Genomic DNA, 26,999 nt, shown 5'->3' on the forward strand with positions numbered 1-26,999 from the left:
TTTCGTGTTGATCATCAAATTTACTCATGGAGCCATTGTGCTGGAAATTCGTCACCTCAAAACCCTGCACGCGTTACGCGAGTCAGACAGCCTGGTCGAAGCGGCAGAACGCCTGCACCTGACTCAGTCCGCTTTATCTCACCAGTTCAAAGAGCTTGAAGAGCGCATGGGTATGCCCCTGTTTGTGCGCAAAACCAAACCGGTCCGCTTCACCAGCGGCGGCTTGCGCCTGCTGCAGCTGGCCGATGCCATGCTGCCGCTACTGCGCGGCGCAGAGCGTGATATCGCCCGTTTGGTCGGCGGTACAGCCGGGCGCCTGCACATGGCGATTGAATGCCATAGCTGCTTCCAATGGCTGATGCCCACTATCGATCAGTTCCGTGATGCGTGGCCCGAGGTCGAACTGGATCTGGCATCCGGCTTTGCCTTTGCCCCGTTGCCAGCACTGGCCCGGGGTGATCTGGATTTGGTAGTGACTTCTGACCCACAAGAAATCGCCGGCCTGACCTATGTCCCGCTGTTTACCTACGAAGCCATGTTGGCCGTGGCCAACCAGCACCCCCTGGCCAGCAAGCCGTTTATCGTGCCGGACGATCTGAGCAGCGAAATTTTGATCACCTACCCGGTGGAGCGCGATCGGCTCGACATCTTTACCCGCTTTCTGGAACCGGCCGATGTTGAACCGGCACAGGTTCGCACCTCGGAGCTGACCGTCATGATGATGCAGCTGGTAGCCAGTGGACGAGGTGTCTGTGGTATGCCGCACTGGGCGCTGCATGAATACAGCTCTCGGGGGTATGTGAAGGCCAAACGCCTGGGCGAGAAAGGGTTGTTTGCGACGTTGTACGCCGCGATCCGCGCCGACATGCTGGATGCACCGTACATGCGCGACTTTTTGCTGACGGCCAAGGACACATCGTTCTCGACGCTGGATGGTGTGAGCGCGGTGCGTTAACCCGGCCAGAGCGCGGCGGTTTTATCGCGAGCAAGTCGCACCGCCGCGTCCAAAAAACCAAATCAGATGTCTTCGACGTTCACCAACCGGCGCATATGCACCCGGTCGTAATACGCCTCACCCACTCGAATCCCATACTCTTCCAACCCTGACTGCTCAAATCCGCAGCGTTTGTACAACGCCAGCGCAGCAGAGCTGTCGGCGCTAACGGTCAGTTCAATCACTTTGATTTCAGGCTCTTGCCCGGCCAATGACAGCACTGCCTGTACCAGGTCTTCGCCCAGCCCTTGTGCGCGAAAGGCCTGGGAAACATACAGTCCAAATAACGTGGCCTTGTGCCGGGCATCGTCCCAAGGCTCGAAAGCCAGACCTGCGATCCCCACCAGTCTGGAATCGACAAAGGCACCAAACAGAGCGTTCAAGTCATCATCAAGTTGTGATTCCCACCAGCTCAGCGGCAATTTCTCACGGCGGGCAATGGTAGACACAAACGCCTGCGGGTGCAGCGCATAAGCTTCAAGCATCAATTGGCGATACGCCTTGGCGTTTGAAGGTTCAAGCAGTTCTATAGCCATCACAGATCCAGGTCATACGGTTTTACGTTGTTCCAGCATCAGCCTCACCGCGAGTGCAGCCAGCACACAGCCCATGACATAACGCTGCACCGCCAGCCACAGCGGGTTGCGCACAAACCATACGGCAATACCGCTGGCAAACAGCGCAATCAGCAGGTTGACCGTGAAGCTGACGCTGATTTGAGTCAAGCCCAGCACAAGGCTCTGGGTAAACATCGAGCCATGTTCAGGGCTGATAAATTGCGGAAATACCGACAGATAAAACATCGCCACCTTTGGGTTCAGGACGCTGGTCATAAACCCCATCAACACCAGTTTTGACGATGAGTCCGGCACCAGCTCCTGCGCTTCAAACGCAGACCTGGCACCGGGTTTGACCGCTTGCCAGGCCATCCATAACAGGTACAGGGCACCGGCCCACTTCAGCGTCTCATAGGCCATGGGCACCGCCAAAAACACTGCAGTAAGGCCCACGGCGGCGGCAAACATGTGCACAAAGAAGCCCGCCACCACGCCGAGCAAAGACGTGACCCCGGCTTTTCGACCCTGACAGATCGAACGGGAAATCAAATAGATCATGTTCGGCCCCGGCGTCAAGACCATCAGCAGACAGGCCGCCGCAAAAATCAGCACATCATTAACAGGTATCAAGGGGCAGTCCTTGTCAGCAATGCACGGCGATAAAACGGCAAGACCAGATCCCGGGTCAAGGGCGCCAGCACCAGGCCGCCATCCCCGTCGGGATCGATCCACTGTACTTCTTCAATTTCAGCGGCCGGTGTGACGGGCCCACTGATGTGCAGCAGAAACAACTCGGCCTGCACCTCAAAGCCTGGCTCATTGACCGCAGGCGCTGCGAAATGCCCCAGCCAGGTAGCGCTCGCCGGATCAATCACCAACGCCAGCTCTTCTTCCAGCTCTCGGGCCAGGGCACTGACCGGTTGCTCACCGGATTCGATTTTGCCCCCAGGCTGCATAAAGGCCTGGGTGCCGCGTTTACGCACCAGCAGGGTTCGGCCATCGGGGCCGATCAAAATCGCAGCGGCTATACGGATGATGTTGGGCGTTACGGCGATGGAATGTTCTGGAGAGGTCACGGTTATCGGCCAGCAAGACTAAAAGTGCGCGCAGGATCACACGGCTCGGCGAGCCTGAAAATATACAGATGGCACTTTTACCCGAGCCGTCTGTATGAAGCGCCCGACTTTGGTCGGGATGCTGTCGCAAAGGAAATCCCGTTCAATGAATATTCAGACAAGGAGATGGCATTTGCGTGTTACATGACCAACACTCCCTGCAAACCTCCAACTCAAAGAGAGGGTTCTATTGTCCTTTTTCTGTTCTCGACCTCTTCAGGCCGACTGCCTGACGGAACAGATCAGCCTGAAACAGGAAACCGTATGAGCCTGTCACTGCTAAGCCGTTATGCGTTTTTTGCATGTTGCGTTTTGTTCACCCTCGCCAGCCTGCCGTTTATGCACCATGAGTGGTTATGGCCCTTTACTGCCATCACTCTGGTGTTAAGCCTGCTGGGGATTTTCGACCTGCTGCAAAGCCCCCATGCCGTACGCCGCAACTACCCGATCCTGGGCAATATTCGCTATTTGGTGGAAGCCATCCGCCCGGAAATTCGCCAATACCTGCTGGAATCTGACAGCGACGCGTTGCCCTTCTCACGTGCTCAACGCTCGCTTGTGTATTCGCGCGCCAAAAATGAAAGTGCCGACAAACCCTTCGGCACATTGGTTGACGTGTACCAGCCGGGCTTTGAGTTTATCGGCCACTCCATGCGTCCGGCCCCGCTGACCGATCCAGGCAGCTTTCGAATCGTGGTGGGCGGCCCGCAATGCAGCCAGCCGTACTCGGCGTCGATCTTCAATATTTCGGCCATGAGCTTTGGCTCGCTGAGTGCCAACGCCATTCGGGCCCTGAACCAGGGTGCCAAGCTCGGTAACTTTGCCCACGATACGGGGGAAGGCAGCATCAGTGCCTATCACCGTGAGAACGGTGGTGACCTGACGTGGGAACTTGGCAGCGGATACTTTGGCTGTCGCACCTCAGATGGGCGTTTCGATCCTGAGCGTTTTGCTGCCCAAGCCTGCACCCCCCAAGTTCGGATGATCGAAATTAAAATGAGCCAGGGCGCCAAACCGGGCCATGGCGGTATTTTGCCCAAACACAAAGTGACCCAGGAAATTGCCGACACACGCGGTGTACCCATGGGCGAAGACTGCATCTCACCTTCGCGCCACAGCGCGTTTTCGACCCCGATCGAACTGATGCAATTTATCGCGCAGTTGCGTGAGCTGTCCGGCGGCAAACCCGTAGGCTTCAAGTTTTGCCTGGGCCATCCCTGGGAGTTCATGGGGATCGCCAAGGCCATGCTCGAAACCGGAATCCTGCCGGACTTTATCGTTATCGATGGCAAGGAAGGCGGTACGGGCGCCGCCCCCGTAGAGTTCACCGACCACATTGGTGCTCCGCTGCGCGAAGGCTTGCTGTTCGTCCACAACACGCTGGTGGGCCTGAATCTGCGGGACAAGATCAAGCTGGGTGCCAGCGGCAAAATTGTCAGCGCCTTCGATATCGCCAGCGTGCTGGCCATTGGTGCCGACTGGGCAAACTCGGCCCGAGGCTTCATGTTCGCCGTAGGCTGCATTCAGTCGCAGAGCTGCCATACCAACAAGTGCCCCACTGGCGTGGCGACCCAGGACACCTTGCGCCAACGTGCCCTGGTAGTACCGGACAAGGCTCAGCGGGTTTTTCAATTCCACCGCAACACGCTCAAGGCCCTGGCCGAAATGCTCGCGGCAGCAGGTCTGGAACACCCCGCCCAGCTCAATGCCAAGCACTTGGTGCGGCGCATGTCAGCCACCGAGATCAAGCTGTTCTCGCAACTGCATGTGTTCCTCAAGCCCGGCGAACTGCTGACAGGAGAGGTTAATGGCGAGTTCTATTCGCGCATGTGGCAAATGGCACGGGCCGATAGCTTCGAGCCAAACGACATCGCTGCGGCCTGACGCCCACAAGGACAGAGCACCATGTTGAAAGTGATCGCTGAAGACTTCATCAAGCCTGAACATCTGGAGACCGTTCGCCCGTGGTACGCCGAACTGGTAGAGAAGACCCGTCAGGAACCTCTGTGCATCGCGTATGACCTGTACGTGGACCACAAGGACCCCGGCCATTTCGTCTTTATCGAACAATGGCCGGATCAGGCCGCTCTGGATGCCCATTGCCAAAGTGAGCATTTCCGCCGGCTGGTGCCATTGATCAACGCTCATCAATCAAAAGCCTGCACGTTTTTAATGATGCATGAATTTTAGATAACGCGACCTTGAGCACGCCCTGTGGGTTTCAGTCGCTGATAACTTACAGGGCCGGGCCATATAACTTACCCGGCAAACAACAGCACTACATAATTAATACTTGATCCTGATTAATCGCTTAACTTGGCGCCCTGCCATCAATTCTTTAAACTTTTTACTGCCCTGCATCCTTCCTAGACTCCGTCTATTCGTCACTACAAGGATGTCAGTTAATGCCCACCTCCCACTTAACGCCCCCCACCACTTTCACACCGGTTCTTGATTTAAAAGAGCTGGGTATTCATCACGACTTTATAAAAAACGTGGCGAGCGATACGTTAGGGCTATTGCCCGAGCGCCTTATCAAACGCCTGAATGAACACTCGTTCGACGTGCCCACGTGGTACACCGGCGCCCCCCTTTCACAACGCATGGCACTCAAGGCCACCCAGGCACTTAACCATCAATCACTCCAAGCACTGCACTCCACACTGGACCAGATCAGCACGGTCGATAGGTTCGCAGTGCCGCTTCTGGAACAGGCCTTGCTCAAGGCGTTTGGGACGGCCTGTGATGTCAATAAAAACGTCATCAGCCTCACCACACTCAATAGTTTTACCGATGAGATTGAACGCACCGACACACATACTCTGTTGCAGGCAGCCTTGCACAACTTCGAGGGGAATCAGGCCAGAGCACACGGTATTCCCTGGGGCTCCCACCTATGGGACTACAAGTCGACACACTCCAGCGATCCGGCTCCACACTCCATTCCCATCGAACCAACAGCCTTTGCGAAACTGTGCCGCGACCTTGATATCGGCGGCCGCTACCAACAGCATCTGCAGCGTATTTTTAACCCTCCAGGCAGCGTTGAAAAAAATCTGCTGGAGCAACGCTTTATCGAACACGAGCGCAACACACTCATGCTTCACGCTGATATTGCGCTCATGAAAAAAGACATCCTTGCGACCACGCACCGGACACTCATCGATTACTGCAAGGGCCATGACAGCGTGCAGTTCAATGGCAACCCCCTCACGGTGGGGTCAATGAGCCTCGATGACATTGCCTTTCACTCGCTTATTGTTTTTCACGCGCCCTCACTTGAACAGGACTCCCGGTGTGTCATCTATATACCGGGTGACCCCGTCAGTGGCCTGAAGGAATACCCCAACCTCAGAAGTGCGCACAGTGATCTGATGTCAAAGATGGGAATTGAAAGTTATCGTCAATTCTTTGTCCATCTGGCCAGTCAATCCCAGAAGTTGAAGTTGAGTAAACGACTGACTGCCCGGTTCCAGCACTCAACTCGCGATCCGCTTTACATGCAGCATCAACCGATACCGCTCAATCTGTTCCGGCATCTTTATCAAAAAAAAACCGGGCAGCTGTTTAACGATGCCCGTTTTTTGGCCGTACCCACCGCCGAAAAAAACCGCCTGACGTTGATTGACCGTCTCGAGCATTACTTGGACGTCACCCTGAATATTCTGAATGTCGAAGCGCTTTTTGTTCCGGGGCTTGGGGAAGTGATGATGGTGGTTTTTGCCGCGCAAATGATGACCGAGGTCTATCACGGTATTGAAGCCTGGGAGCAGGATGAAAAAGAACACGCCTGGTCCTATACAAAAGACGTACTGATGAATCTGGCCTTTGTGGCCGTCGCCGGCAAAGTAGCCTCCGAAATTACCAGGCCGGCTGCGGTGCGAGTGTCTCCATTCGTGGAAGAAATGGATGTCATAGAGCTTCCTGGCGGCAAGACACAATTATGGAAGCCCGACCTCACCCCCTTTGAACACGACATTGATCCAGGTGCATCAGAAGGCCCCGACAACCAGGGGCTGTACACCCACGAGGGCAAATCTTACCTGGCGCTGGAAGGCAAAAACTACCGGGTGCAAAAAACTGCCGAAGGCACCTGGCGTCTGCAACACCCCACCGATCCCGAGCACTATGCGCCGCCTATCGACCCTAACGGTCACGGGGCCTGGATCCATGAAGCAGAAGAGCTTTCTCAATGGAGCGAATCAACGCTGGTGCGCCGCCTTGATCCGTCGTTAAGCGACCTGAGCGACGAGCAGGCCCGGTACCTGATGCACGCCAGCCAGACCGACAGCGCCCTTTTGCGTCAGGCCTATCGTGACCTCGCGCCACCGCCTGCCCTGCTTGAAGACGGGATTACACGGTTCAAACTCAAACAGCACCTTGAGCAGTTCATCCAGAAAATGCGGACTCACGACACCACCGCCGACCCGCTCCTGCAACTTCAAGTGCTGGTTGACGTCGATTTATGGCCACGCTCCAAAGCCTTGCGTTGCCTGGACAGCGAGGGCAAAACCATCATTGAGTATGGCAATGGGAGCCCCGCTAAAGTGCCTGTCATTCAAATACTCGACAGTCAGATACGCCGTGGTGAACTGTTGAAAAGCGTACTGCTGTCACTGGATGACAACGAGGTGCGGGCCCTCACAGGTAATGGCCTTGCCGCCAGCATTGAAGAAAAGGTCCAACGACTGAGTACAAAAATTGCTGACCGGGCCGAGCAACTGAGTGATGACCTGTTTCGATCACTGTATGCCCGATCGAACCGCTCCATAGACCCTCTGGTCATGAAACTGATAACCACCTGGCCAGGGCTGCCCGTGCCTGTGGCCACCGAGCTGGTTGACGCCACCACCTCTGCCGAGCGGTGGGCGCTGGAAGACGGCGTGCGCATTCCTTTGCCCGTGGCCGAAGAGGCCAGGCTGTATGTCGAAGAGGTGCGGCTGGCCCACGCCTGTGACGACTTTTACTTTGATTACGACAACAACCCCGATACGCAAAAGTTGATTCTGCACAGCCTCGAAAAAATGCCTGGCTGGTCGCCTGAGGTCAGGCTCGAAGTCCGTGACAAAACGTTGTCAGGTGCCTTGCTCGATGAGGTTGGGCCTCGGAATGCACCGCTTCGCAAAGTCCTTGTCAAAGTCGGCAGTCGTTACCTGACCTACAACGCCAGCGAGCACATGTTGCATGGACTGGACGATATCTACGCCTCGGTCTTGCACGCCCTGCCCGATCAAGAGCGCGCAGCGCTTGGCTTTCCCCACACAGGACAAGGCCAGGCGCTGAAAGAGGCGCTGGTCGAACGCCCCGGGTTGGATCGACGGGCACTGAGTAAAGTGCTGGGGTTCAAACCCACGACGCTTAAAACGGAGTCGCCCTTGCAGTTGGCCAAAGGACGTATCCGGTACCCCGTAATTGATCAAGAAGCCATACGCTGTGGCCGTGCACCTTTCACCTGCTTCAGGGCCAGTCCAAGAAGGGTCAGGCATCTGAAATCCAAGATGTTCCCCATGCATACCAATGAGGTTGTAGAACGCTTTCTGGAACTTGAAAGCCTCTACAGCCGCGCAGGGCTGGCCCGGCTGGAGGCCCTGAACAAAGAGTACAAGGCGCTTAAAGAGTCCCTTTCCGAGTGGATAAACGGACCTCTGGAAATGGTTCAGGTCAACGAGTCCCACCTCCGTCCCGTACATATCCGCGACAAGACCCGTGCCGCCAACAAAATCATCAGATGCTGGCAGCGCAGCTCCGGCATGGGCACCGAGTTCCCTGGCGCCAGACTCAATATCACCAACCTGAATCTGGCCAGGTTACCGGCCCTCAATGCCGACTTCAGTCACGTCACTTCGCTGCAAATGAGCGACATGTATCTGCACGAAAGCATTGACCCGTTCCTGGCCCAATTCCCGAATCTGCAGGAGCTGAAATTTGAATCGGCCCACCTTGAGGCCCTCCCGGCATCACTGTTCAACTTGCAGGAGTTGAAACAGCTTCACCTGTCGAAAAACCGGATTACGCTGACGCCTGAAGCGGCAGAAAAATTGTCAGCCCTGAAAAAACTCAGGGTGCTCAACCTGAGCAGCAACCCGCTCGGCAACCTTCCTGATTTCACACAGATGACCGAGCTGGCACGTCTGGACTTGAGAGCCACCGGGCTCACACAGTGGCCGGAGGGCATTGAGCACCTGCCGTTTCTGAAGCACCTGGATCTGCGCAACAATAGCCTGACGGCACTGCCCCAAGGTTATTTCCAGATACCCGTGCAAAGGCTAAGAAACACCTTCTTGCACGATAATCCTTTTGATAACTCGACCTGGGATGCAATCAACGCACACCGGACCCGCCAGGGGCTGGCCCTGGAGCGACGCGTGCACGCGCCCATACCCACCCACCATGTCAATCTCTGGCTCGACCCCTCTCTGACGGAGTCCGAACGGGTCCTGAAAACGGCTATCTGGACGGCATTGGAAGCTGAGCCCAACGCCGAAAACTTCTTCAGGGTCATTCGCGATCTCGTGGTTTCTGCTGACTTTCAACACGACCGCCAACAGTTGACCGAGAAAGTCTGGAAAGTATTGGAATGCGCCGCAGAAGACGCGGGGTATCGAGAAGAAGTGTTCGCAAGCTCACTTGAGAACGAAACATGCGTTGATCGTACCTCGACCATTTTCAGCCGCTTCGGGTTCAAGTTTTTGCTGCGCGAAGCATTACTGGCCGAAGGCAGTGACAAAGAAACCAGATTGCTCGCGCTCATGAAGGGTCGAGTGCGTTTACTTGAACTGGACGATATCGCCCAAACTCAAGTCGCCCTGCAACACCATGCTTACCGGTCAGCCGTGAGCGAGCACGTGTTGTCACCCGAGCAAATATCAAGGCTTGAACCTGACGAGCTGGAAGTAAAGCTGATCTATCAAGTGGACCTGGCGCAGCGCCTTGAGTTGCCATGGCAACCGTCGCACATGCAATTCAGGGCGATTGCAAAAATATCCCCGGCGCAGATCGAGGAGGCTTATCACATTGTGCTCAACAAGGAGACCGTACACGGATACATGGCTAAAAAGCTGCTGGAGGAAGGTATCTGGCGTGACCACATCCAGTCGGCATACAGCGCGGACATAAAAGCCGGCAACCTTGTTTTTGAGCAACGTTACGTGGATCTGGAAACCCTTCAGGAGAAACAGCAGCGGTGGGTGGACACCGTGGGCAGCGATGACACTGACGCACGGTGGTTGCTGCAACGGGAACTTCAACAACTGGCGCAACGCCTGAATATCGATCAAACCCGAGTTTTCACGGGTGCCCCCATGCCAGAAGCAGACTATTACGCCGAACTTGAAAACATCGACCGGCACAAGAAGAAAACCCTGGAACGCATTACCCAGAACATCCTTGATACAAAAACTCGATAGACCATTTGCAAGGAGTAATATCAGCTCCCTGGTCACACACATTGCGGCTATGCGCAGCCTTTGCATTTAAGCGCTATTAGCGTCACCCTGCGCGCCGCCAACAGGTGGCGTGCAATCTGAACTGCGCCCATTTTTATTCATTTTTTTCTGAGTACTCGCCGTGATACTTAACGGACGCGACCACCGCATCGACTTCTTTCGCGGGCTGGCGCTGATTTTTATCTTCTGGGATCACATCCCGCACAACCCGCTGGCTGAATTGACGGTGCGAAATTTCGGCCTTAGTGATGCGGCTGAGATTTTTGTATTTCTGGCCGGTTATGCCGCAGTGCTGGCCTACGGAAAAATTGCTCAACGCGATGGATTCCTGATCGCCAGCGTGAAAATCCTGCGCCGTGCCTGGGTGCTGTACGTGGTTCATATCTTCCTGCTGGCGGTGCTGATGGGCATTGTGTTTTATGCCAACAACCACGTCGAAACCCGCGATCTGGTGCAGGAGATGGGTTTGCAGTACTTCTTGAGTAACCCGCAACAGGCCCTGACCGACGAGTTGTTGCTGCGTTTCAAACCCAACCTGATGGACCCGCTCCCTCTCTATATCGTGCTGCTGCTCGGATTGCCGCTGGTGCTGCCGATGCTGCTGCGCAAAGCCGTTTATGTAGTGGCCGTGTCTCTGGCGCTGTACCTGCTAGCTCCTGTGTGGAACCTGGCGGCCCAGGAAGGCGGGGTATGGTTTTTCAACCCGATGGCCTGGCAGTTCCTGTTTATTTTGGGGGGTGCGGCGGCAATTAACGGGCAGCGCGACAAAGCGCCAGAAACACGGCCCTTATCCCGTCAGCCTGTGTTTTTAGGGGCGGTGGCCTACCTGTTGATCACCGGTTTGCTGGCGCTGTCGTGGAAGTGGCCGCAGTTTCACGACGCGCTCATGCCGCTCTGGCTGGGCGAGCATCTCTATCCGATCAGCAAGACCAACCTTTCACCGGTGCGCTTACTGCATTTTTTGGCCCTGGCTTATGTGGCGGCCAAAATGGTTCCCCAAGGCGCCTGGTTAAACAACTGGTTTACCCGTCAGACCTGCCGCATGGGCCGTTATTCGCTGGAGGTGTTCTGCCTGGGCGTGGTCCTGGCACCGCTGGCCGACATGCTCAATGCACTGGGCGGTGACGGGGTTGTGATGCAGGTGTTTAGCGCCCTGATGGGCGTGGGGATGATGGCCGTACTGGCGGCCTGGCTGGACTGGAACAAGCGCCTGTCGCGCAAATAGTCACTGCTGATGTGGGAGCGGGCTTGCTTGCGATGGGATCCCGAAATCAGTCTGACAGACCTCGGCGTCCTCATCGCGAGCAAGCCCGCTCCCACAGGCGTTTAGTTGAGCTTGGCCGGTGAGCTCTGCGTTGGCTGCAACTTGAACACATAGAACAGCACAGTCAGCAGGATCAGGAATCCCGGGCCTACAAACAAGGCGATTCGGGTTTCTTCAAAAAAGGCCATCAGGCCGACCACCATCAGCAAGAACCCCAACGCCGCGTACGAGCTGTAAGGGTAGAGCCACATGCGGTACTTCAGGGCAGCGGCTTCTTGCGGGCTCAAGTTCTTGCGAAAGCGCAGTTGCGCCAGCAGGATCATCAACCAGGTCCAGATCGCGCCAAAGGTCGCAATGGCTGTCACCCAGACAAACACTTTCTCGGGAGCCATGTAGTTAAGGCCTACACCCAGCAGCAGGACGGCAATCGACAGCAGCAATGCCTGACGCGGCACACCGTTTTTCGCGGTGGTGGCAAAGTTGGCAGGCGCCTGACCATTTTGCGCCAGGCTATAAAGCATGCGACCGGTACTGAAAATGCCGCCGTTGCATGACGACAGTGCTGCGGTAATCACCACGAAGTTGATGATGCCTGCCGCCGTCTTGATGCCCAAACGTTCAAAGGTCATCACAAACGGGCTGCCCGAGGTACCGATTTCGTTCCACGGGTAGATCGACAGAATCACGAACAATGCACCGACGTAGAACAGCAGGATGCGCCAGAACACCGAGCCAATCGCACTCGGGATGGTTTTTTGCGGGTTCTTGGCTTCACCGGCAGTCAGGCCGATCATCTCGACGCCCAGGTAAGCGAACATCACCATTTGCAGGGACATCAACACACCCTGGATGCCATTGGGCAAAAAGCCGCCGTGGGTCCAGAGGTTCGAAATACCCAGCGCAACGCCGTTGTTGCCAAAGCCGAACGCGATGATGCCAATACCACCGAAGACCATCGCGATGATGGTGACGATCTTGATCAGGGCAAACCAGAACTCGAATTCACCGAACGCCTTCACCGCGATCAGGTTGATCGAGCCCATGCTGATCAGCGCCGCCAGGGCCCAGATCCAGCGTGGTACATCGGGGAACCAGACGCCCATGTACACCGCCACGGCAGTGATTTCAGCGACACAGGTCACCAGCCACAGGAACCAGTAGTTCCAGCCGGTCAGAAAGCCCGCCAGTGGGCCCAGGTAGTCTTGGGCGTAGCGGCTGAACGAGCCGGCCACAGGGTTGTGTACGGCCATTTCGCCGAGTGCACGCATGATCACCAGAATGGCCAGGCCACCGATGATGTAGGACAGCATGATGGCCGGACCGGCCATTTCAATGGCTTTGGCCGAGCCCAGAAACAGGCCTACGCCGATACAGGCGCCAAGCGCCATCAAGCGAATGTGGCGCTCGCCCAGTTCGCGTTTGAGCGGGCCGCCTTGAACGGTTTCACCGTGGGGCGAGTGGTTGCCGACTGGCATAAAAATACAACCTCATATTGTTATTGGATATGCATCAATAGAGCGCTCGAAAAGACGGGCGGGTCACCTGTCCAACCTCCTGATCAGCCCGGGCTTTGTAGGCCGTTAGACCAGAAGGGAAATGCCCTACTGAGATCGGCGGCGAGTATTGCACAGGGTTGGTGCACAGTCATTCCCCTACACAGAACGTATTTAGCACTAGCAAGGGCTCTATTCCTTCGCTTTGCGTCACGTGGGACGCTTGTTTCACCACGAGTCTTCTCCTCTTAGGCGACAGGATTATCAGATTAACCCTACAAATTTTTCACCCGTATCCGTCAGCGTCTACGCTTCAACCAAGCGCAACCAATATGCGTACCTGGAACTGTCGACTATGGGCGTACTGTGGAACTCAAGCTCCAGAAAAACGGCGGTGCCATCAGCAGCAATGGACAATGCTGCACCCCCGCCACCCTCGCCTGAACCCAAGCGCTATGGATGGCTCGTGTTCGGCCTAGTGGTGTTGGCAGGACTGGTTGTACTGGGATTTGCCATTGCACAGGAGGTGCGCAGTTCCAAGCTGCAAGCCCGTGAATTCAGCCGCTTTGCCGCCTCATTGAGCTATTCGATGCATGCGGGGCCGTCCGACGCGATTCAATATCCTGGGGATGGGCCTTTCGACAAGCGTTTAGGCTACAGCGCATTAGGCGACTTCCTTCCACGCCTGCTAAAACGTGACTACGTAATCACTCAACAAAGCCGCTTTTCGCCAGAGTTACTGGGCTACAGCGAGAAAGGATTTTTCGTACCATATTCGGAAAAAATTCAGACAGGACTCTCGATCACCGATTGTGCGGGTAGCGCCCTGTATCAGTACAACTACCCGCAGCAGTTGTACTCAAGCTTTGCGAGCATTCCCCCGCTGGTGGTTCACAGTTTGCTGTTTATCGAAAACCGCGACCTGCTTGATCCTGCGCAGCCGCAAGCGAACCCTGCCGTGGACTGGCCGCGATTTGCCATGGCCGCTTATTCGCAAGTGGCCAAAATGCTCCATCTGCCGGGGCAGTCCGCAGGTGGCAGCACCCTGGCCACCCAGCTTGAAAAATATCGCCATTCACCCGATGGACTGACGTTGTCGGGCAGCGAGAAACTGCGTCAGATGGTCTCGGCCAGCGTGCGAGCCTATCAGGACGGTCCGCAGACGCTGCCGGCCCGGCAAAAGGTGGTGCGCGACTACCTCAACAGCGTGCCACTGTCGGCCGTGCCCGGGCACGGCGAAGTCCACGGCATGGCCGAAGGTTTGCGGGTGTGGTACGGCGCAGACTTCAATCAGGTCAACCAGATGCTGGCCAGTACCGCCACTGACCCGAAAAGCCTGGCGCAGAAAGGGTTGGCATTGCGCGAAGTGCTGTCTTTGATGATCGCCCAGCGCAGACCTTCGCACTATCTGGCTCGAGGCCGTGACGAGCTGGCGCAACTGACCGACAGCCATCTTCGCCTGCTGGCACAAAACAATGTGATTGATCCGGCACTCACTGCCGCCGCGCTGGCCAGTCAAGTGACCTACCGCGATTGGGCCCTGGCGCCGACGATGCAACCGAACGAAACCAACAAGGGCATCAGCGTGGCCCGCAGCCGCCTTTCAGTGCTGCTCAAGCGCCCACTGTATGACCTGGACCGTCTTGACCTGTCTGCCACCAGTACGCTGCAAGGCGACTTGCAGCGCCAGGTCAGTGAGTATCTGCGCCAACTGGCAGACCCCGCCTTTGCCGGAAAAATCGGCCTGCTGGGGCCCTACCTGCTAACCCCCACCAGTACCGCGCAAGTGCGCTACAGCTTTACCTTGTTCGAACTCACACCGGACGGTGCCCGGGCACGGGTGCAAACCGACAGCACCGACCAGCCCTTCGACATCAATGAAGGGAGCAAGCTGGAGCTGGGTTCAACGGCCAAACTGCGGGTCCTGACCACCTACCTGCAAATCATCGCCGAGCTACATGATCGCTATGCCAGCCAGCCCAGTGCCACGCTGAAAAAAATCCCGCTAACCGATCAAGATCCACTGACCCGCTGGGCGCTGGGTTACCTGATCGAGAATCCCGGTGCAACGCTTGCGCCCATGCTCGATGCCGCGCTCAACCGGCAATACTCCGCCAACCCGGGCGAAGGTTTCTTCACCGGCGGTGGCATGCATCGCTTCCACAACTTCCGCAGCCAGGACAACAACCGCACGGCAACGCTGCGCGATTCAATACGTGAGTCGATCAACCTGCCTTTTGTTCGCCTGATGCGCGACGTGGTGCGCTACACCAGCTTTCAGTCCCCCAGCAATAACGTCGAACTGCTCCGGGACGACCGCAACCCGCTTCGCCAGGAGTATCTGAGCCGCTTCGCCGATCGGGAAGGCACGACTTTTATGCTCAAGTTCTGGAAAAAATACCGGGGCAAAGACTCCAAGGCCCGCCTCGACACCTTCCTGGACAGCATGCATCCCACTGCCATCCGAATGTCGGCAGTGCACCGTTATCTGTTCCCGAACTCAGACCAGACCACCTTTAACCGCTTTGTGCGCTCGCATTTGAGCAGCGACAAAATCACTGATGAGCGGCTGACCAAGCTGTATGAAAGCTACGGCCCCGGGGCCTACAACCTGCCCGATCAAGGCTACATCGCTAAAGTCCATCCGTTGGATCTGTGGTTGCTGGGGTATTTGCTGAATAATCCGCAGGCCACGTTCCAGCAGGCAGTAGGCGCCAGCGAACATGAGCGTCAGGAAGTTTACAGTTGGCTGTTTAAAAGCCGACACAAGAGCGCCCGTGACAGCCGCATCCGCACCATGCTGGAAATCGAAGCGTTTCTGGACATCCATCAACGCTGGCAAAAAGTCGGCTACCCGTTCGACCATCTGGTGCCTTCGCTCGCCACCGCACTGGGCAGCTCCGGTGATCGGCCGGCAGCGCTCTCCGAGCTCATGGGCATCATCCTTAACGATGGCGTCCGTTTACCGGTGTTGCGCATCGATACCCTGAATTTCGCCGCAGATACCCCCTACGAAACCCGCTTGGTCAACGACCCCGACAAAGGTGTACGGGTGATGCCCAGCGAAGTGGCCACGGCCCTGCGCGAAGCCCTGTCGCAAGTGGTGGATGCCGGGACTGCGCGCCGGGTCTCGGGTAGTTTCAAACTCGACGATGGCTCACCACTGGCCATGGGCGGCAAAACCGGCACGGGCGATAACCGCATCGAAAGCATGGGCGCGGGTGGACGAATTCTCAGTTCCAAATCGATCAACCGCACCGCCACGTTCGTGTTTTATATCGGGGAGCATCACTTCGGCACCCTAACCGCGTTCGTTCCGGGTCGCTCGGCCGAGGCCTTCAAATTCACCTCCGCACTGCCGGTACAAGTGCTCAAAGGCATGGCACCGATCCTCACGCCCTACCTGCAACCGGGTACCCATACGTTGTGCCAGGCGCCAGCGCCAATACAAACCGCACACAATTAAAATCCTCTGTGGGAGCGAGCCTGCTCGCGAGTGATCTTCGCGAGCAGGCTCGCTCCCACGGTGAATTGAGGAGGAGTCCAGATTGTGTGAGCTCCTGGGGGCTGTTGTGCTTACCCAGCTTGATGGTTGCTGCGCCCTTGTGGGAGCGAGCCTGCTCGCGATAACAGCACAGTGATTGTTCGGTCCCACCGCAGCGCCTGAATCGCAAGCAGGCTCCCACGGTTGAAATGTCTCTTCTACAGCAGCAGCCTCCTGAAGTTGAGAATAATTACCGTTCGTCGAGTGGTTTTTTACATTTCTTAAGATATATCTTAAGTTGTATCTAACTTAACGAGAGAGCGAAGAGAAAATGAGCGAACATCATCCCCACCACCGCGAACATGGCGCGGGTCAAGACGGTTTTGAGAAGCGTACCGGCCGCGAGCGCGGAGGACGCGGCCCCCGTGTATTCGCCCCAGGCGATTTGAAATTACTGCTGCTGGCACTGATCGCTGAACAGCCTTGCCACGGCTACGACCTTATCCGCCAGATCGAAGGCTTATTCGACGGTGCGTACAGCCCAAGCCCAGGCGTGATTTACCCCACCCTGACGTTCCTGGAAGAAAGCGAAATGATTCAGGGCGACGCTGAGGGCGGGAAAAAACGCTACTGCGTGACCGACCTTGGTCGCCAGTCACTGAGCGACCAAGCCATTGCCCTGGATGGCGTGCGCATGCGCATCGATGTCAGCAAGCGCTCCTTGCGCGGCCATGATCGTCCCGCTGAAATTCATGAGGCCGTGCACAACCTGCGCCATGCCTTGCAGATGCACCATGGTCGCTGGAGCCCGGAAGAAATCCTGCGGGTACGCGATTTACTCAACAACACCGCCAAAGCCATCGTCGATGGCCCTGTTACTGCCCAGCCTGCGCAGGAGAACGCTGAATGAATGCCGCGAATCCCCAGACCATTCACCGGGTCATGCATGAAATTAAACGTCGCAAACTTGAAGTGTTGCGGGTCGTCGACCTGACCCCGCGCATGCGCCGCATTACCCTGGGCGGTCCTGAATTGGCGGGGTTCATCAGTCTGGGCAGCGACGATCACGTAAAGCTTTTTTTCCCGCAAACCGCCGAAGAACGGGCGATGCTGGAAAATATGGAGTTGAGTGCCGGCCTGAAAGGCAGCGCCATGCCTGCGATGCGGGACTACACTCCGCGTCGCTATGACGTGAAGACTTTTGAGCTGGACATCGACTTTGTGCTTCATGGTGACGGCCCTGCTGCCACCTGGGCGGCTCAAGCCGAGCCAGGACAGCACCTGCACATCGGCGGCCCAAGAGGCTCGATGATAGTGCCGGACATTTTCGACAGCTACCTGCTGATCGGTGACGAAACCGCACTGCCGGCCATCGCCCGTCGACTGGAAGAACTGCCGGCCAATCGCCGCGCGTTAGTGGTGGTCGAGGTGGAAAACGCCCTTGAGCAACAGTCTTTGCAAAGTGCGGCATCGATTGAAGTGATGTGGGTGCATCGCGATGCGCCAGAGCACGATTTGCTCAAGACGGTGGCCGGTCTAAGCATTCCTGCTGGTGAGCTCTACACCTGGGTTGCGACCGAAAGCGCACTGTCGCGCAAGGTTCGCCGGGTACTCCTCGACACCCACGGTTTGAATGAAGAGTTCGTCAAGGCCGTGGGGTATTGGCGCCTGGAAGGTAGTGCTGAAGAGTAAGACTCATGGCAAAACCCGGTGGGAGCGGGCTTGCTCGCGATGCTAGCAATGGGGTTTGTCTGACGCGCCTTGATGCTATCGCGAGCAAGCCCGCTCCCACAAATTCCAGGACGGGATCAGGCCCGTTGCCCCCTGTAACGGTCCACTGCCACCACCGCCAGCGCGACCGCAACAAATCCTGCCAGAATCCCGCCTGCATTGATAAACGCTTGCCCGTAGCCCAATTTCTCGACATCGATAAACGGATACGGGTACACACCCAGCAGGTGTCCGCGTAACAGGATGTAGGTGAAGTACAGCACCGGATACAGCATCCAGAGCCCGATATGACTGACCCGCAACCCTCCCTTCGGCACGCAAAACCACCAGTACAACGCAAACAGTACCGGCATCACGTCATGCAATATTTCATTGGCCAGCCATTGCAAGCCTTCGGGCTGCCAGAGCTGGCGCAGCAACAGGCTGTAGGCCGCACCCACCACGATAATGCTGACCGCGATGCCGCTACTGACCCACGACTGCAAAAAAAACGTCCTGCCCTTTGAGGTGCGAGTGCCTGCTGCACAGGTCAACACGCAGGCGGCCAGGGTGTTGGTCAAAATGGTAAAAAAGCTGAAGTAGCTCACCAGCCCGCCCACTACGTTCGCTCCGCTCATCCAGCGGGCGAACAGCACCAGCTCTAGCTGAATGGCCAGACCGCTCCAGCCCAGGATTGCCATCACGGTGCAAAGCTTGCGTGACCCGTCACTCATGCGCCGATCAAATTTCGCGCTTGGTACGAGCATATTTCACATACAGCTTCTCGACCTTTTCCCGCGCCCACGGTGTTTTACGCAAGAACGTCAGGCTCGACTTGATGCTCGGGTCGCTCTTGAAGCAACGAATATCAATACGCTCGGCCAGCCCTTCCCACTCGTAATGCGCCACGAGCGCAGTGAGGATCTGTTCCAGCGTCACGCCGTGCAAAGGGTTGTTGTTGGATTCAGTCATGCCGGGCCTTTAAAGCAATTGAGAGAAAGCCGCGCACCTTAGCCGAGCACCTGCTCAGGGGGAAGTGCATTCGGTACGGAGCAAGTCTAGCCGTGACCCGGCACCCAAATGAAAGTTCCGCTTGGACACCGTTAAAGTGATGTTATATTGTAACTATAACGTTCAGTTCAAAGAGCGCTCAGCGCCGCTTTCTTTCGTCACCTTGCCAAGGAACTTGCAATGCCCTCCCCTGCCATCCCGCGTCAACTGCGACGCCTTCACCTGACACCGCTCGCGACCGCATTGCTGCTCGCCTCCCCGGCCTATGCCCTCGAACTGCAACCGCAAGTCATTACTGGCAACCCGCTGGGTAACAGCCAACTGGCCTCACCCACAACGGTGCTTGAAGGCGATGACCTGACCCTGCAACAGCAAGGTAGCTTGGGCGAAACCCTCAATAAACAGCCCGGCGTGTCTTCTTCCTACTTCGGCCCGGGCGCCAGCCGTCCGATCATTCGCGGGCTGGATGGCGACCGTATCCGCATCCTGCGCAACGGCGTCGGTGCCCTGGATGCCTCGTCACTGTCTTACGATCACGCGGTGCCGCTGGACCCGGTCAACGTTGAGCGCATCGAAATCGTGCGCGGCCCGGCGGCCTTGTTGTACGGCGGCAATGCCATCGGCGGCGTGGTCAACACCTTCGATAACCGCATCCCTACCGAAGCCATCGAAGGCATTCACGGCGCCGGCGAACTGCGCTACGGCGGCGCAGCCACTACCCGCAGCAGTGCCGGCAAACTGGAAGCCGGTGATGGCACCTTCGCCCTGCACCTGGATGCCAACGCTCGCGAATTCAATGACCTGAAAATCCCGGGTTATGCCCGTAGCCGTCATGCACCCGAAAGCGAAGATGGCGTCGAAAAGAAAGGCCGTTTAGGCAACAGCAACGGACGCCAGGACGGCGGTGCAGTGGGCGGTTCCTACACGTGGGACGACGGTTACGCAGGCCTGTCCTACAGCACGTATGACGCCAATTACGGCTCACCGGCCGAACAAGACGTACGCATCCGCATGAAACAGGATCACTACGCGTTCGCCTCCGAGATACGCAACCTGCAGGGCCCTTTCAGCTCGCTGAAACTGGATGCCGGCTACACCGATTACGAACACCGCGAAATCGAAGGCGGCGAAGTTGGAACCACCTTTAAAAACAAGGGCTACGAGGCTCGTGTCGAAGCGCGCCATGTGCCGGTTGGCCCACTCGAAGGCGTCGTCGGCGTGCAGGTCAATCGCAATGAGTTTTCTGCCCTGGGCGAAGAAGCCTTCGTGCCGCAGACCGACACCAACAGCGGCGCATTATTTATTCTGGAAGAGCTGCAAGCCACGGAACGACTAAAGCTCAGCCTCGGCGGGCGCCTGGAGCGTACCGTGGTCGACCCGGATGCCAAGGGTAATGAGCGCTTTTCTGCGGCCGACAGCTCCAAAAGTTTTACCGCAGGCAGCCTGTCTTCAGGCGCAGTGTTCACCCTTACTCCGATCTGGTCGCTGGCCGCCACCCTGGGCTACACCGAACGCGCCCCCACGTTCTACGAGCTTTACGCCAATGGCGCTCACGTCGCCACCGGCACCTATGAAGTGGGCAACGCCAACCTGTCGAAAGAAAAAGCCGTGTCCAGTGATCTGGCGCTGCGTTTTGACAATGGCACCCACAAAGGCAGCGTTGGCGTGTTCTACAGCCACTTCTCCAATTACATCGGCCTGTTGGGCACAGGTCGTACACTGAACGACGAAGGCGAACCCGACGCCGACGGGATTCCGGAGTACACCTATTCCGGGGTGCGGGCACGATTCACTGGCTTCGAAGCCAAGGATCACTGGAAGCTTGGAGAAAGCGCTTACGGCAAATTTGCCCTTGAGCTGTCAGGTGACTACACACGGGCCACCAACCTCGACACCGGCGAAGCGTTACCCCGCATTGCCCCGTTACGGTTGAGCAGTGGTCTGCTATGGGAGCTGGATCGCTGGCAAGCACGAGTAGACATTGAGCACGCCAGCAATCAGGGCCGCGTACCGGACAATGAATCGGGCACGGACGGCTACACCACCTTGGGCGCCAGCGCCGGGTATCACTTCGATGTAGGCAGCAGTCAGTGGCTGGCATTCGTCAAGGGCGACAACTTGACCAACCAGACCGTGCGTTATGCCAGCTCGATTTTGCGTGATATCGCACCCGCCCCCGGGCGCGGTATCGAGGTCGGCCTGCGCACCACGTTCTAAGCAAGGGGCTCCTACAACCCGCCCCAAAAAAACTGGCCTTGCCAACATTGCTTACTGCTTCGCCGCATGAGCCCAAGACCGGGATTGTGCACAGTCAGGGGCAGTTTTTTACCCGGGGCGTTCTCAATCACCGTGTCCTGTTCGCAGGCGAGGTGCTGGGTGAAGAGTGCGGGGGGCCCTCGTCGCGACTGCAAAGCGACTGCCACTGTGGGAGCGAGCCTGCTCGCGAATGGTCTTCGCGAGCAGGCTCGCTCCCACAGCTCTCGCCCTCCCCTCCCGGCGTTTGCAGGCACTGCACGACCTGTGAGGCCAGGTTAAAACCGCCATCTGGCACTATTTATTCAACACCCTCCCAGGTCGGGATTACCTGCCAACAGCACCGAACGTGAGGCAAAAAGCCTCTGAGACGAACCGTCGCAGCACACTGTTACCAAATCCGAAATGATCCATGTCACTTAAAGTGCTGTTTCAAAACGTATCAGGGCCTTATCATTTCCACATAAAGGGCTGAAACGATTCATTCTCCCTTAAATCTGAAGTGCAAGCCCTGCCTCTGAAGACAGCGCTACCCACAGCCACAGCCATACCTATAAAGACTCGCATCTCGACTTATGTCCACACTCCTGAATATGCGCAAACACAGCGCGCTGCTTCCTGTTGCCGGGCAAAAAGCCCTGGCATTGATCGGCGGTATCACCGCTCTGGGCCTGGCTACTTGCGTGCAGGCAGCACCCGCCTTTGACTCCGACTCCAAGTGGATGCTCGGCGATTGGGGCGGCACCCGCAGCGAACTGGAAAAACAGGGCTATGCCTTCTCTCTCGACTACGTGGGCGAAGTGGGCTCGAACCTGCATGGCGGCTACGATCATGACCGCACGGCGCGTTACAGCGACCAGTTCGGCCTGGGCACGCACCTGGACCTGCAGAAGATCCTGGGCTGGGACGACGCCGAGTTTCAACTGACGATTACCCATCGCAGCGGTAACAACATCAGCAACGATCGCATCAACGATCCACGCGTGGGCGGTTTCACCTCGGCCCAGGAGGTCTGGGGTCGCGGTCAAACCACTCGCCTGACGCAGATGTGGTACCAGCAGAAGTTCTTTGATCAGAAGCTCGACATCAAGGTCGGCCGCTTTGGTCAGGGCGAAGACTTCAACAGCTTCCCGTGCGACTTCCAGAACCTGGCGTTCTGCGGCTCGCAGGTGGGTAACTGGGCTGGCAGCATTTGGTACAACTGGCCCGTCAGCCAGTGGGCACTGCGGGTCAAATATCACCTGACGCCGGAGCTGTACGCACAGGTCGGCGCCTATGAGCAAAACCCGTCGAACCTGGATCGCGGCAACGGATTCAAACTCAGCGGGAGTGGTACTCAAGGCGCAGTGCTGCCGATTGAACTGGTGTGGACGCCAAAAATTAATGGCCTGCCAGGGGAATATCGAGCGGGTTACTACTACAGTAATGCCAAAGCAACAGATGCTTACAAAGATTCCAACGGCCAGCCAGCCGCCTTGACGGGTGAAGCGTATCGCAGCAGTTCGAGCAAACATGGGATGTGGCTGGGTGTGCAACAGCAGCTCACTACCCGCGCCAGCGATCAGTCGAGAGGCTTGAGTGTGTTCGCCAATGCCACCCTGCACGACAAGAAAACCAACGCCGTGGACAACTATGTTCAGGCGGGCGTCGTCTACAAAGGCGTATTCGATGCGCGGCCCAAAGATGACATCGGCTTTGCCATGGCACGGGTTCACGTCAACCCGGCTTATCGCAAGAACGCCCAGGCCACCAATCAGGCCCGCGCCATCTACGACTTCGACAACCCTGACTACCTGCCACCTCAGGACACTGAGTACAGCGCCGAACTGTATTACGGCGTGCACGTGACCAACTGGCTGACCGTTCGACCGAACCTGCAATACATCCGCCACCCGGGTGGCGTCAGCCAGCTGGATGACGCGCTGATTGGCGGTCTGAAAATTCAAAGTTCGTTCTGACGAGCGGACTGCAACGGCAACCTTGAAGGTTGCGATCAACAACCTATTTAGCTGATTCACTCCCGCGTCGGTTCGTCCCTTGAAGACACGCCCTCGCGGGAACACCTCTAACGTAACGGAGAACCACACTATGAGCACTGATGGTGCTTTCAGTCGAAGCCGCCTGCTACCGAGCCTTCTCGGTATCTTGCTGCTGCTAATGGGCCTGGCCATGTTGGCCGGGGGTATCAAACTGGTCACGCTGGGCGGGTCGTGGTACTACCTGCTGGCCGGTATCGGTTTTGGCTTGTCGGGCGCGCTGCTGATTGCCGGGCGCCGTGCGGCACTGACCCTGTACGCGCTGGTATTGTTCGCCAGCACCGTATGGGCACTGATGGAAGTCGGCCTGGACTGGTGGCAACTGGTCCCACGTCTGGCCGTATGGTTCGCCATCGGTATCGTGCTGCTGCTGCCATGGTTCCGTCGTCCGGTACTGCGCGGCCAGTCCGCACCTGTTGCTACCGGCGCGCTGAGCGTTGCAGTGGTATTGGCAGGCCTGGCTGCACTGGCCAGCCAGTTCACCAGTCCCGGTGAAGTCAAAGGTCAACTGGACCGTGAAGCCGTTCCAGGCATGACCAACACTGCACCGGCCATGCCGGATGGTGACTGGCAGTCTTACGGTCGTACCGCCTATGGTGACCGTTACTCGCCGCTGAAAGAAATCACCCCGCAAAATGCCCACAAGCTAGTTCCAGCCTGGACGTTCCGCACCGGTGACATTCCAGGTGAAGGCGATCCCGGTGAAACAACTGCCGAGAACACCCCGCTGAAAGTCAACGGCATGCTGTATGTGTGTACTCCGCACAGCCAGGTGATTGCCCTTGATCCGGACACCGGCAAGGAAATCTGGCGCTACGACCCGAAGATCAGCACTCAGAACGCTGAAAACTTCAAAGGCTGGGCACACATGACCTGCCGCGGCGTGACTTATCACGACGAAAACGCCTACGCCAAAGTCAGCACTGAGCAAAGCCCTGCCGAGCCTGCTGCTACTTCGAGCAACTCGTGCCCACGTCGCCTGTTCCTGCCAACTGCGGACACCCGCCTGATCGCACTGAATGCCGACACCGGTAAAGTGTGTGAAGACTTCGGTGTGAACGGTTCGGTCGATCTGCGTCACAACATCGGTAATTTTGCACCCGGTGGCTACTACTCCACTTCGCCACCTGCCGTGACCAAAGATCTGGTTGTGATTGGCGGCCACGTGACCGACAACATCTCCACTGACGAGCCATCTGGCGTAATCCGTGCGTACGACGTACGTACCGGCAAGCTGGTCTGGAACTGGGACAGCGGCAACCCGGAAAAAACCACACCGATTGCTGAAGGCGAAACCTACACCCGCAACTCGCCTAACATGTGGTCGATGTTCGCTGTCGACGAAGACCTCGGCATGCTGTACCTGCCGATGGGCAACCAGACGCCAGACCAATACGGCGGCGACCGCACCGAAGATTCCGAGCGCTATGCTGCTGGCATAACTGCCCTGGACATCAACACCGGTAAAGTCCGCTGGTATCGTCCGCTCACTCACCATGACCTGTGGGACATGGACGTGGGTGGTCAACCGACTCTGATGGACCTTAAAACCGCTGATGGCGTGAAACCGGCTCTGCTGGCTTCCACCAAGCAAGGCAGCATCTACGTTCTTGACCGTCGCACTGGCGAAGCCATTGTGCCGATCAACGAAATCCCTGCCCCGGGCGGCGCTGTTGAAGGCGACCACACTGCACCGACTCAGCCTCGTTCGGACCTGAACATGATCCCGCCGGTCCTGACCGAGCGTGACATGTGGGGTGTGACCCCGTTTGACCAGATGCTGTGCCGGATCCAGTTCAAATCCCTGCGTTACGACGGCATGTACACCCCGCCATCGCTGCAAGGTTCGATTGTTTATCCAGGCAACTTCGGCGTGTTCGACTGGGGCGGCATCTCGGTTGACCCGGTTCGCCAGATCGCATTCCTGAACCCGAGCTACATGGCGTTCACCTCCAAGCTGGTACCGCAGGCCGACGTGGCTGCAATGGGCCCGCGCAAAGGCGAAACTTCCGGCGTTCAACCGAACAAAGGTTCGCCTTACGGCGTGATCCTGGAGCCCCTGCTGTCGCCACTCGGCCTGCCTTGCCAGGCACCGGCGTGGGGTTATGTTGCTGCGGTCGACCTGACCAACAACAACCTGATCTGGAAACACAAGAACGGCACCGTGCGTGACAGCTCGCCGGTTCCGATCCCGCTGTCGATGGGCGTTCCAAGCCTGGGTGGCACATTCACCACCGCGGGTGGCGTTGCTTTCCTGAGCGGTACCCTTGACCAGTACCTGCGTGCTTACGATGTAAGCAACGGCAAACAGCTGTGGGAAGGTCGTCTGCCTGCTGGCGGCCAGACCACACCAATGACCTACACCGGCAAGGACGGCACCCAATACGTGCTGGTCATGGCGGGCGGTCATGGCGGCCTGGGCACCAAGAAAGGTGACTATGTCATGGCGTTTAAACTGGCTGAGTAAGTTTTTCAGCGGGTTTTGAGAAAGGCGGCTATCTCTCGATAGCCGCCTTTTTTTGTGAGCGTTTTTCACTTAAAAACGCTCTCCCAGAATGATGCCTTTCCAAATGACGCGCCTGTCGCCAATCAGGCGCGTGCTGCTTTAGTGCGTTGCCAGCGTGTCCAGCGACTTGTCGACATACCCCTTGGCCAGCTCCACCAAGTGCATGACCGACAACACCCAATCGCGCGCAGGCCCGCTCAAGCCATTCCCCGCCTCATTCGCGCAGGCACCCGCACAGCGCAACAAGTCTGACGCCTGGGCCAAAGCCGCTTCTGAATTGACACTGTTCGGGATGGCCAGCATGGCCGTGCCCATGGGGCGATGAGGCTTATGGTTTTGCAGGTAGTAACTGAGCGCACGTTCGACGGCGGCACGGTCCAGCAACGGGTCGTGACTGTCAGCAGCATCGAGGGGGAAAGCAGGGGGATCGGGGGTGATTTTTTTCATGGCGTAACTCCGGACACAAACAATGGGAGCTAACACCTGTCGCGACTAAACGAGTGGGTGGTAGCCGTACGCAGGTTAGTCGACCGGTGCATCCGGAACCCGGCGCGCCACAAGGGCGCCCTGCGCACGGCCACCATAAAACGCAGGCCGTAAAAAAGCGCCTTGCGGAGGTGGCGCCTTGCGCCGGAATACAGACCGGGCGACTAAACCCGACCGCTGATTTTGCAGCGATTGGCCGAGACTATTCCCCGAGTTTGAGCGGCACAAGGGATCGAGAGTTTCTAGGATGCTTCACGGGAATGAAAGCGAAACGTCGTACGAAATGACTGATTTCCAAGGCCTGAACACCACGTGTAGCCGCTGCCGCAGGCTGCGATAAGGACCGAAGGACCTTCAAACAGGGTCGCTGCGCAACCCGTCGCAGCCTCGCTTCGCTCCTCAGCGGCTACAAGGGATTGCGCAGTACACACGCAACAAACAGATCGGCCGCCCCGGTATCAGTTCGATATACGAATAACATTACGAGATACTTCAAGCGTGGGAGCGAGCCTGCTCGCGAAGATCATTCGCGAGCAGGCTCGCTCCCACTGGGGCTTGACCTGGAACAGAGTATCTACAAGGGATTGCGCAGTACGCATGCAACAAACAGGTCGGCTGGTCGGCCGCCTCGGCGGGGTCTTGATC

At 57.4% G+C, this 26,999-nt stretch carries 18 protein-coding genes; 11 read left to right on the plus strand and 7 right to left on the minus strand.

Annotated features, from left to right (window positions below; all coding sequences use genetic code 11):
• The first annotated feature begins 37 nt into the window (after positions 1–37).
• Positions 38–955: a transcriptional regulator MetR gene (gene metR, locus TU76_RS03710; protein WP_019823578.1), complete on the plus strand. Its 918-nt coding sequence runs from the start codon at positions 38–40 to the stop codon at positions 953–955.
• 62 nt (positions 956–1,017) lie between these two features.
• Here metR and TU76_RS03715 read toward each other — a convergent pair whose 3' ends face one another.
• Genes TU76_RS03715 through TU76_RS03725 form a run of 3 tightly spaced genes read right to left on the minus strand, consistent with a single transcriptional unit; the run spans position 1,018 to position 2,627 of the window.
• On the minus strand, positions 1,018–1,530 hold the full coding sequence (locus tag TU76_RS03715; protein WP_046808781.1) for a GNAT family N-acetyltransferase: 513 nt from the start codon (positions 1,528–1,530) through the stop codon (positions 1,018–1,020).
• A 12-nt stretch (positions 1,531–1,542) separates the two neighbouring features.
• Entirely contained in the window at positions 1,543–2,181 is a 639-nt protein-coding gene (locus TU76_RS03720; protein ID WP_046808780.1) for a LysE family translocator, read from the minus strand.
• The gene (locus TU76_RS03725; RefSeq protein ID WP_019823584.1) at positions 2,178–2,627 is read right to left on the minus strand and encodes an NUDIX hydrolase; all 450 of its coding nucleotides are present in this window, start codon (positions 2,625–2,627) and stop codon (positions 2,178–2,180) included. The genes TU76_RS03720 and TU76_RS03725 overlap by 4 nt, the downstream gene beginning before the upstream one ends.
• Before the next feature lie 303 nt (positions 2,628–2,930).
• Between TU76_RS03725 and TU76_RS03730 the strand changes: the two genes are divergently transcribed.
• From TU76_RS03730 to TU76_RS03745, 4 genes are all read left to right on the plus strand, one after another.
• Complete coding sequence (locus tag TU76_RS03730) at positions 2,931–4,550, plus strand: FMN-binding glutamate synthase family protein (RefSeq protein ID WP_019823586.1); 1,620 nt, start codon at positions 2,931–2,933, stop codon at positions 4,548–4,550.
• Positions 4,551–4,571: 21 nt separating this feature from the next.
• Complete coding sequence (locus tag TU76_RS03735; protein WP_019823587.1) at positions 4,572–4,856, plus strand: putative quinol monooxygenase; 285 nt, start codon at positions 4,572–4,574, stop codon at positions 4,854–4,856.
• Between the two features lie 215 nt (positions 4,857–5,071).
• Positions 5,072–10,072: a dermonecrotic toxin domain-containing protein gene (locus TU76_RS03740; RefSeq protein ID WP_048351100.1), complete on the plus strand. Its 5,001-nt coding sequence runs from the start codon at positions 5,072–5,074 to the stop codon at positions 10,070–10,072.
• Positions 10,073–10,235: 163 nt separating this feature from the next.
• Positions 10,236–11,336: an OpgC family protein gene (locus tag TU76_RS03745; RefSeq protein ID WP_173667419.1), complete on the plus strand. Its 1,101-nt coding sequence runs from the start codon at positions 10,236–10,238 to the stop codon at positions 11,334–11,336.
• 101 nt (positions 11,337–11,437) lie between these two features.
• On the opposite strand, the gene TU76_RS03750 is transcribed toward TU76_RS03745, so the two are convergent.
• Positions 11,438–12,850 carry an amino acid permease gene (locus TU76_RS03750; RefSeq protein ID WP_048351102.1) on the minus strand — a complete coding sequence of 471 codons (1,413 nt, stop codon included), beginning with the start codon at positions 12,848–12,850 and terminating at the stop codon, positions 11,438–11,440.
• Positions 12,851–13,223: 373 nt separating this feature from the next.
• Between TU76_RS03750 and TU76_RS03755 the strand changes: the two genes are divergently transcribed.
• The 3 genes from TU76_RS03755 (at position 13,224) to TU76_RS03765 (ending at position 18,044) form a co-directional block, all read left to right on the plus strand.
• On the plus strand, positions 13,224–16,334 hold the full coding sequence (locus tag TU76_RS03755; RefSeq protein ID WP_048351103.1) for a transglycosylase domain-containing protein: 3,111 nt from the start codon (positions 13,224–13,226) through the stop codon (positions 16,332–16,334).
• A 349-nt stretch (positions 16,335–16,683) separates the two neighbouring features.
• On the plus strand, positions 16,684–17,262 hold the full coding sequence (locus tag TU76_RS03760; protein ID WP_019823592.1) for a PadR family transcriptional regulator: 579 nt from the start codon (positions 16,684–16,686) through the stop codon (positions 17,260–17,262).
• Positions 17,259–18,044 carry a siderophore-interacting protein gene (locus TU76_RS03765; RefSeq protein WP_019823594.1) on the plus strand — a complete coding sequence of 262 codons (786 nt, stop codon included), beginning with the start codon at positions 17,259–17,261 and terminating at the stop codon, positions 18,042–18,044. Before TU76_RS03760 ends, TU76_RS03765 begins: the two co-directional genes overlap by 4 nt.
• Positions 18,045–18,160: 116 nt before the next feature.
• On the opposite strand, the gene TU76_RS03770 is transcribed toward TU76_RS03765, so the two are convergent.
• Positions 18,161–18,796: a Pr6Pr family membrane protein gene (locus TU76_RS03770; protein WP_048351104.1), complete on the minus strand. Its 636-nt coding sequence runs from the start codon at positions 18,794–18,796 to the stop codon at positions 18,161–18,163.
• Positions 18,797–18,803: 7 nt separating this feature from the next.
• A complete protein-coding gene (locus TU76_RS03775; RefSeq protein WP_019823597.1) occupies positions 18,804–19,034 on the minus strand; it encodes a VF530 family protein in 231 nt (76 codons plus the stop codon).
• Between the two features lie 219 nt (positions 19,035–19,253).
• Between TU76_RS03775 and TU76_RS03780 the strand changes: the two genes are divergently transcribed.
• From TU76_RS03780 to TU76_RS03790, 3 genes are all read left to right on the plus strand, one after another.
• Positions 19,254–21,290, plus strand: a complete 2,037-nt coding sequence (locus TU76_RS03780; protein ID WP_048351105.1) for a TonB-dependent receptor — start codon at positions 19,254–19,256, stop codon at positions 21,288–21,290.
• Between the two features lie 629 nt (positions 21,291–21,919).
• Positions 21,920–23,284, plus strand: coding sequence for a carbohydrate porin (locus TU76_RS03785; RefSeq protein WP_037031927.1), 1,365 nt, complete (start codon positions 21,920–21,922; stop codon positions 23,282–23,284).
• A gap of 130 nt (positions 23,285–23,414) precedes the next feature.
• Positions 23,415–25,829, plus strand: a complete 2,415-nt coding sequence (locus tag TU76_RS03790) for a glucose/quinate/shikimate family membrane-bound PQQ-dependent dehydrogenase (RefSeq protein ID WP_019823603.1) — start codon at positions 23,415–23,417, stop codon at positions 25,827–25,829.
• A gap of 138 nt (positions 25,830–25,967) precedes the next feature.
• Here the strand turns inward: TU76_RS03790 and TU76_RS03795 are convergent, their stop codons facing one another.
• On the minus strand, positions 25,968–26,315 hold the full coding sequence (locus TU76_RS03795; protein WP_046810687.1) for a DUF6124 family protein: 348 nt from the start codon (positions 26,313–26,315) through the stop codon (positions 25,968–25,970).
• Between the last annotated feature and the right edge of the window lie 684 nt (positions 26,316–26,999).

Origin of the sequence: Pseudomonas psychrophila, assembly GCF_001043005.1 — a bacterium.
GTDB classification, from domain to species: Bacteria; Pseudomonadota; Gammaproteobacteria; order Pseudomonadales; family Pseudomonadaceae; genus Aquipseudomonas; species Aquipseudomonas psychrophila.

What these genes read in the sequence shown, in the direction of transcription:
- TU76_RS03765 (WP_019823594.1), top strand. Translation starts at nt 17,259, where the DNA reads ATGAATGCCGCGAATCCCCAGACCATTCACCGGGTCATGCATGAAATT.
- TU76_RS03715 (WP_046808781.1), bottom strand. Translation starts at nt 1,530, where the DNA reads ATGGCTATAGAACTGCTTGAACCTTCAAACGCCAAGGCGTATCGCCAA.
- TU76_RS03735 (WP_019823587.1), top strand. Translation starts at nt 4,572, where the DNA reads ATGTTGAAAGTGATCGCTGAAGACTTCATCAAGCCTGAACATCTGGAG.
- TU76_RS03775 (WP_019823597.1), bottom strand. Translation starts at nt 19,034, where the DNA reads ATGACTGAATCCAACAACAACCCTTTGCACGGCGTGACGCTGGAACAG.
- TU76_RS03795 (WP_046810687.1), bottom strand. Translation starts at nt 26,315, where the DNA reads ATGAAAAAAATCACCCCCGATCCCCCTGCTTTCCCCCTCGATGCTGCT.
- TU76_RS03785 (WP_037031927.1), top strand. Translation starts at nt 21,920, where the DNA reads ATGCGCAAACACAGCGCGCTGCTTCCTGTTGCCGGGCAAAAAGCCCTG.
- TU76_RS03740 (WP_048351100.1), top strand. Translation starts at nt 5,072, where the DNA reads ATGCCCACCTCCCACTTAACGCCCCCCACCACTTTCACACCGGTTCTT.
- TU76_RS03770 (WP_048351104.1), bottom strand. Translation starts at nt 18,796, where the DNA reads ATGAGTGACGGGTCACGCAAGCTTTGCACCGTGATGGCAATCCTGGGC.
- TU76_RS03730 (WP_019823586.1), top strand. Translation starts at nt 2,931, where the DNA reads ATGAGCCTGTCACTGCTAAGCCGTTATGCGTTTTTTGCATGTTGCGTT.
- TU76_RS03750 (WP_048351102.1), bottom strand. Translation starts at nt 12,850, where the DNA reads ATGCCAGTCGGCAACCACTCGCCCCACGGTGAAACCGTTCAAGGCGGC.
- TU76_RS03755 (WP_048351103.1), top strand. Translation starts at nt 13,224, where the DNA reads ATGGGCGTACTGTGGAACTCAAGCTCCAGAAAAACGGCGGTGCCATCA.
- TU76_RS03780 (WP_048351105.1), top strand. Translation starts at nt 19,254, where the DNA reads ATGCCCTCCCCTGCCATCCCGCGTCAACTGCGACGCCTTCACCTGACA.
- TU76_RS03760 (WP_019823592.1), top strand. Translation starts at nt 16,684, where the DNA reads ATGAGCGAACATCATCCCCACCACCGCGAACATGGCGCGGGTCAAGAC.
- TU76_RS03790 (WP_019823603.1), top strand. Translation starts at nt 23,415, where the DNA reads ATGAGCACTGATGGTGCTTTCAGTCGAAGCCGCCTGCTACCGAGCCTT.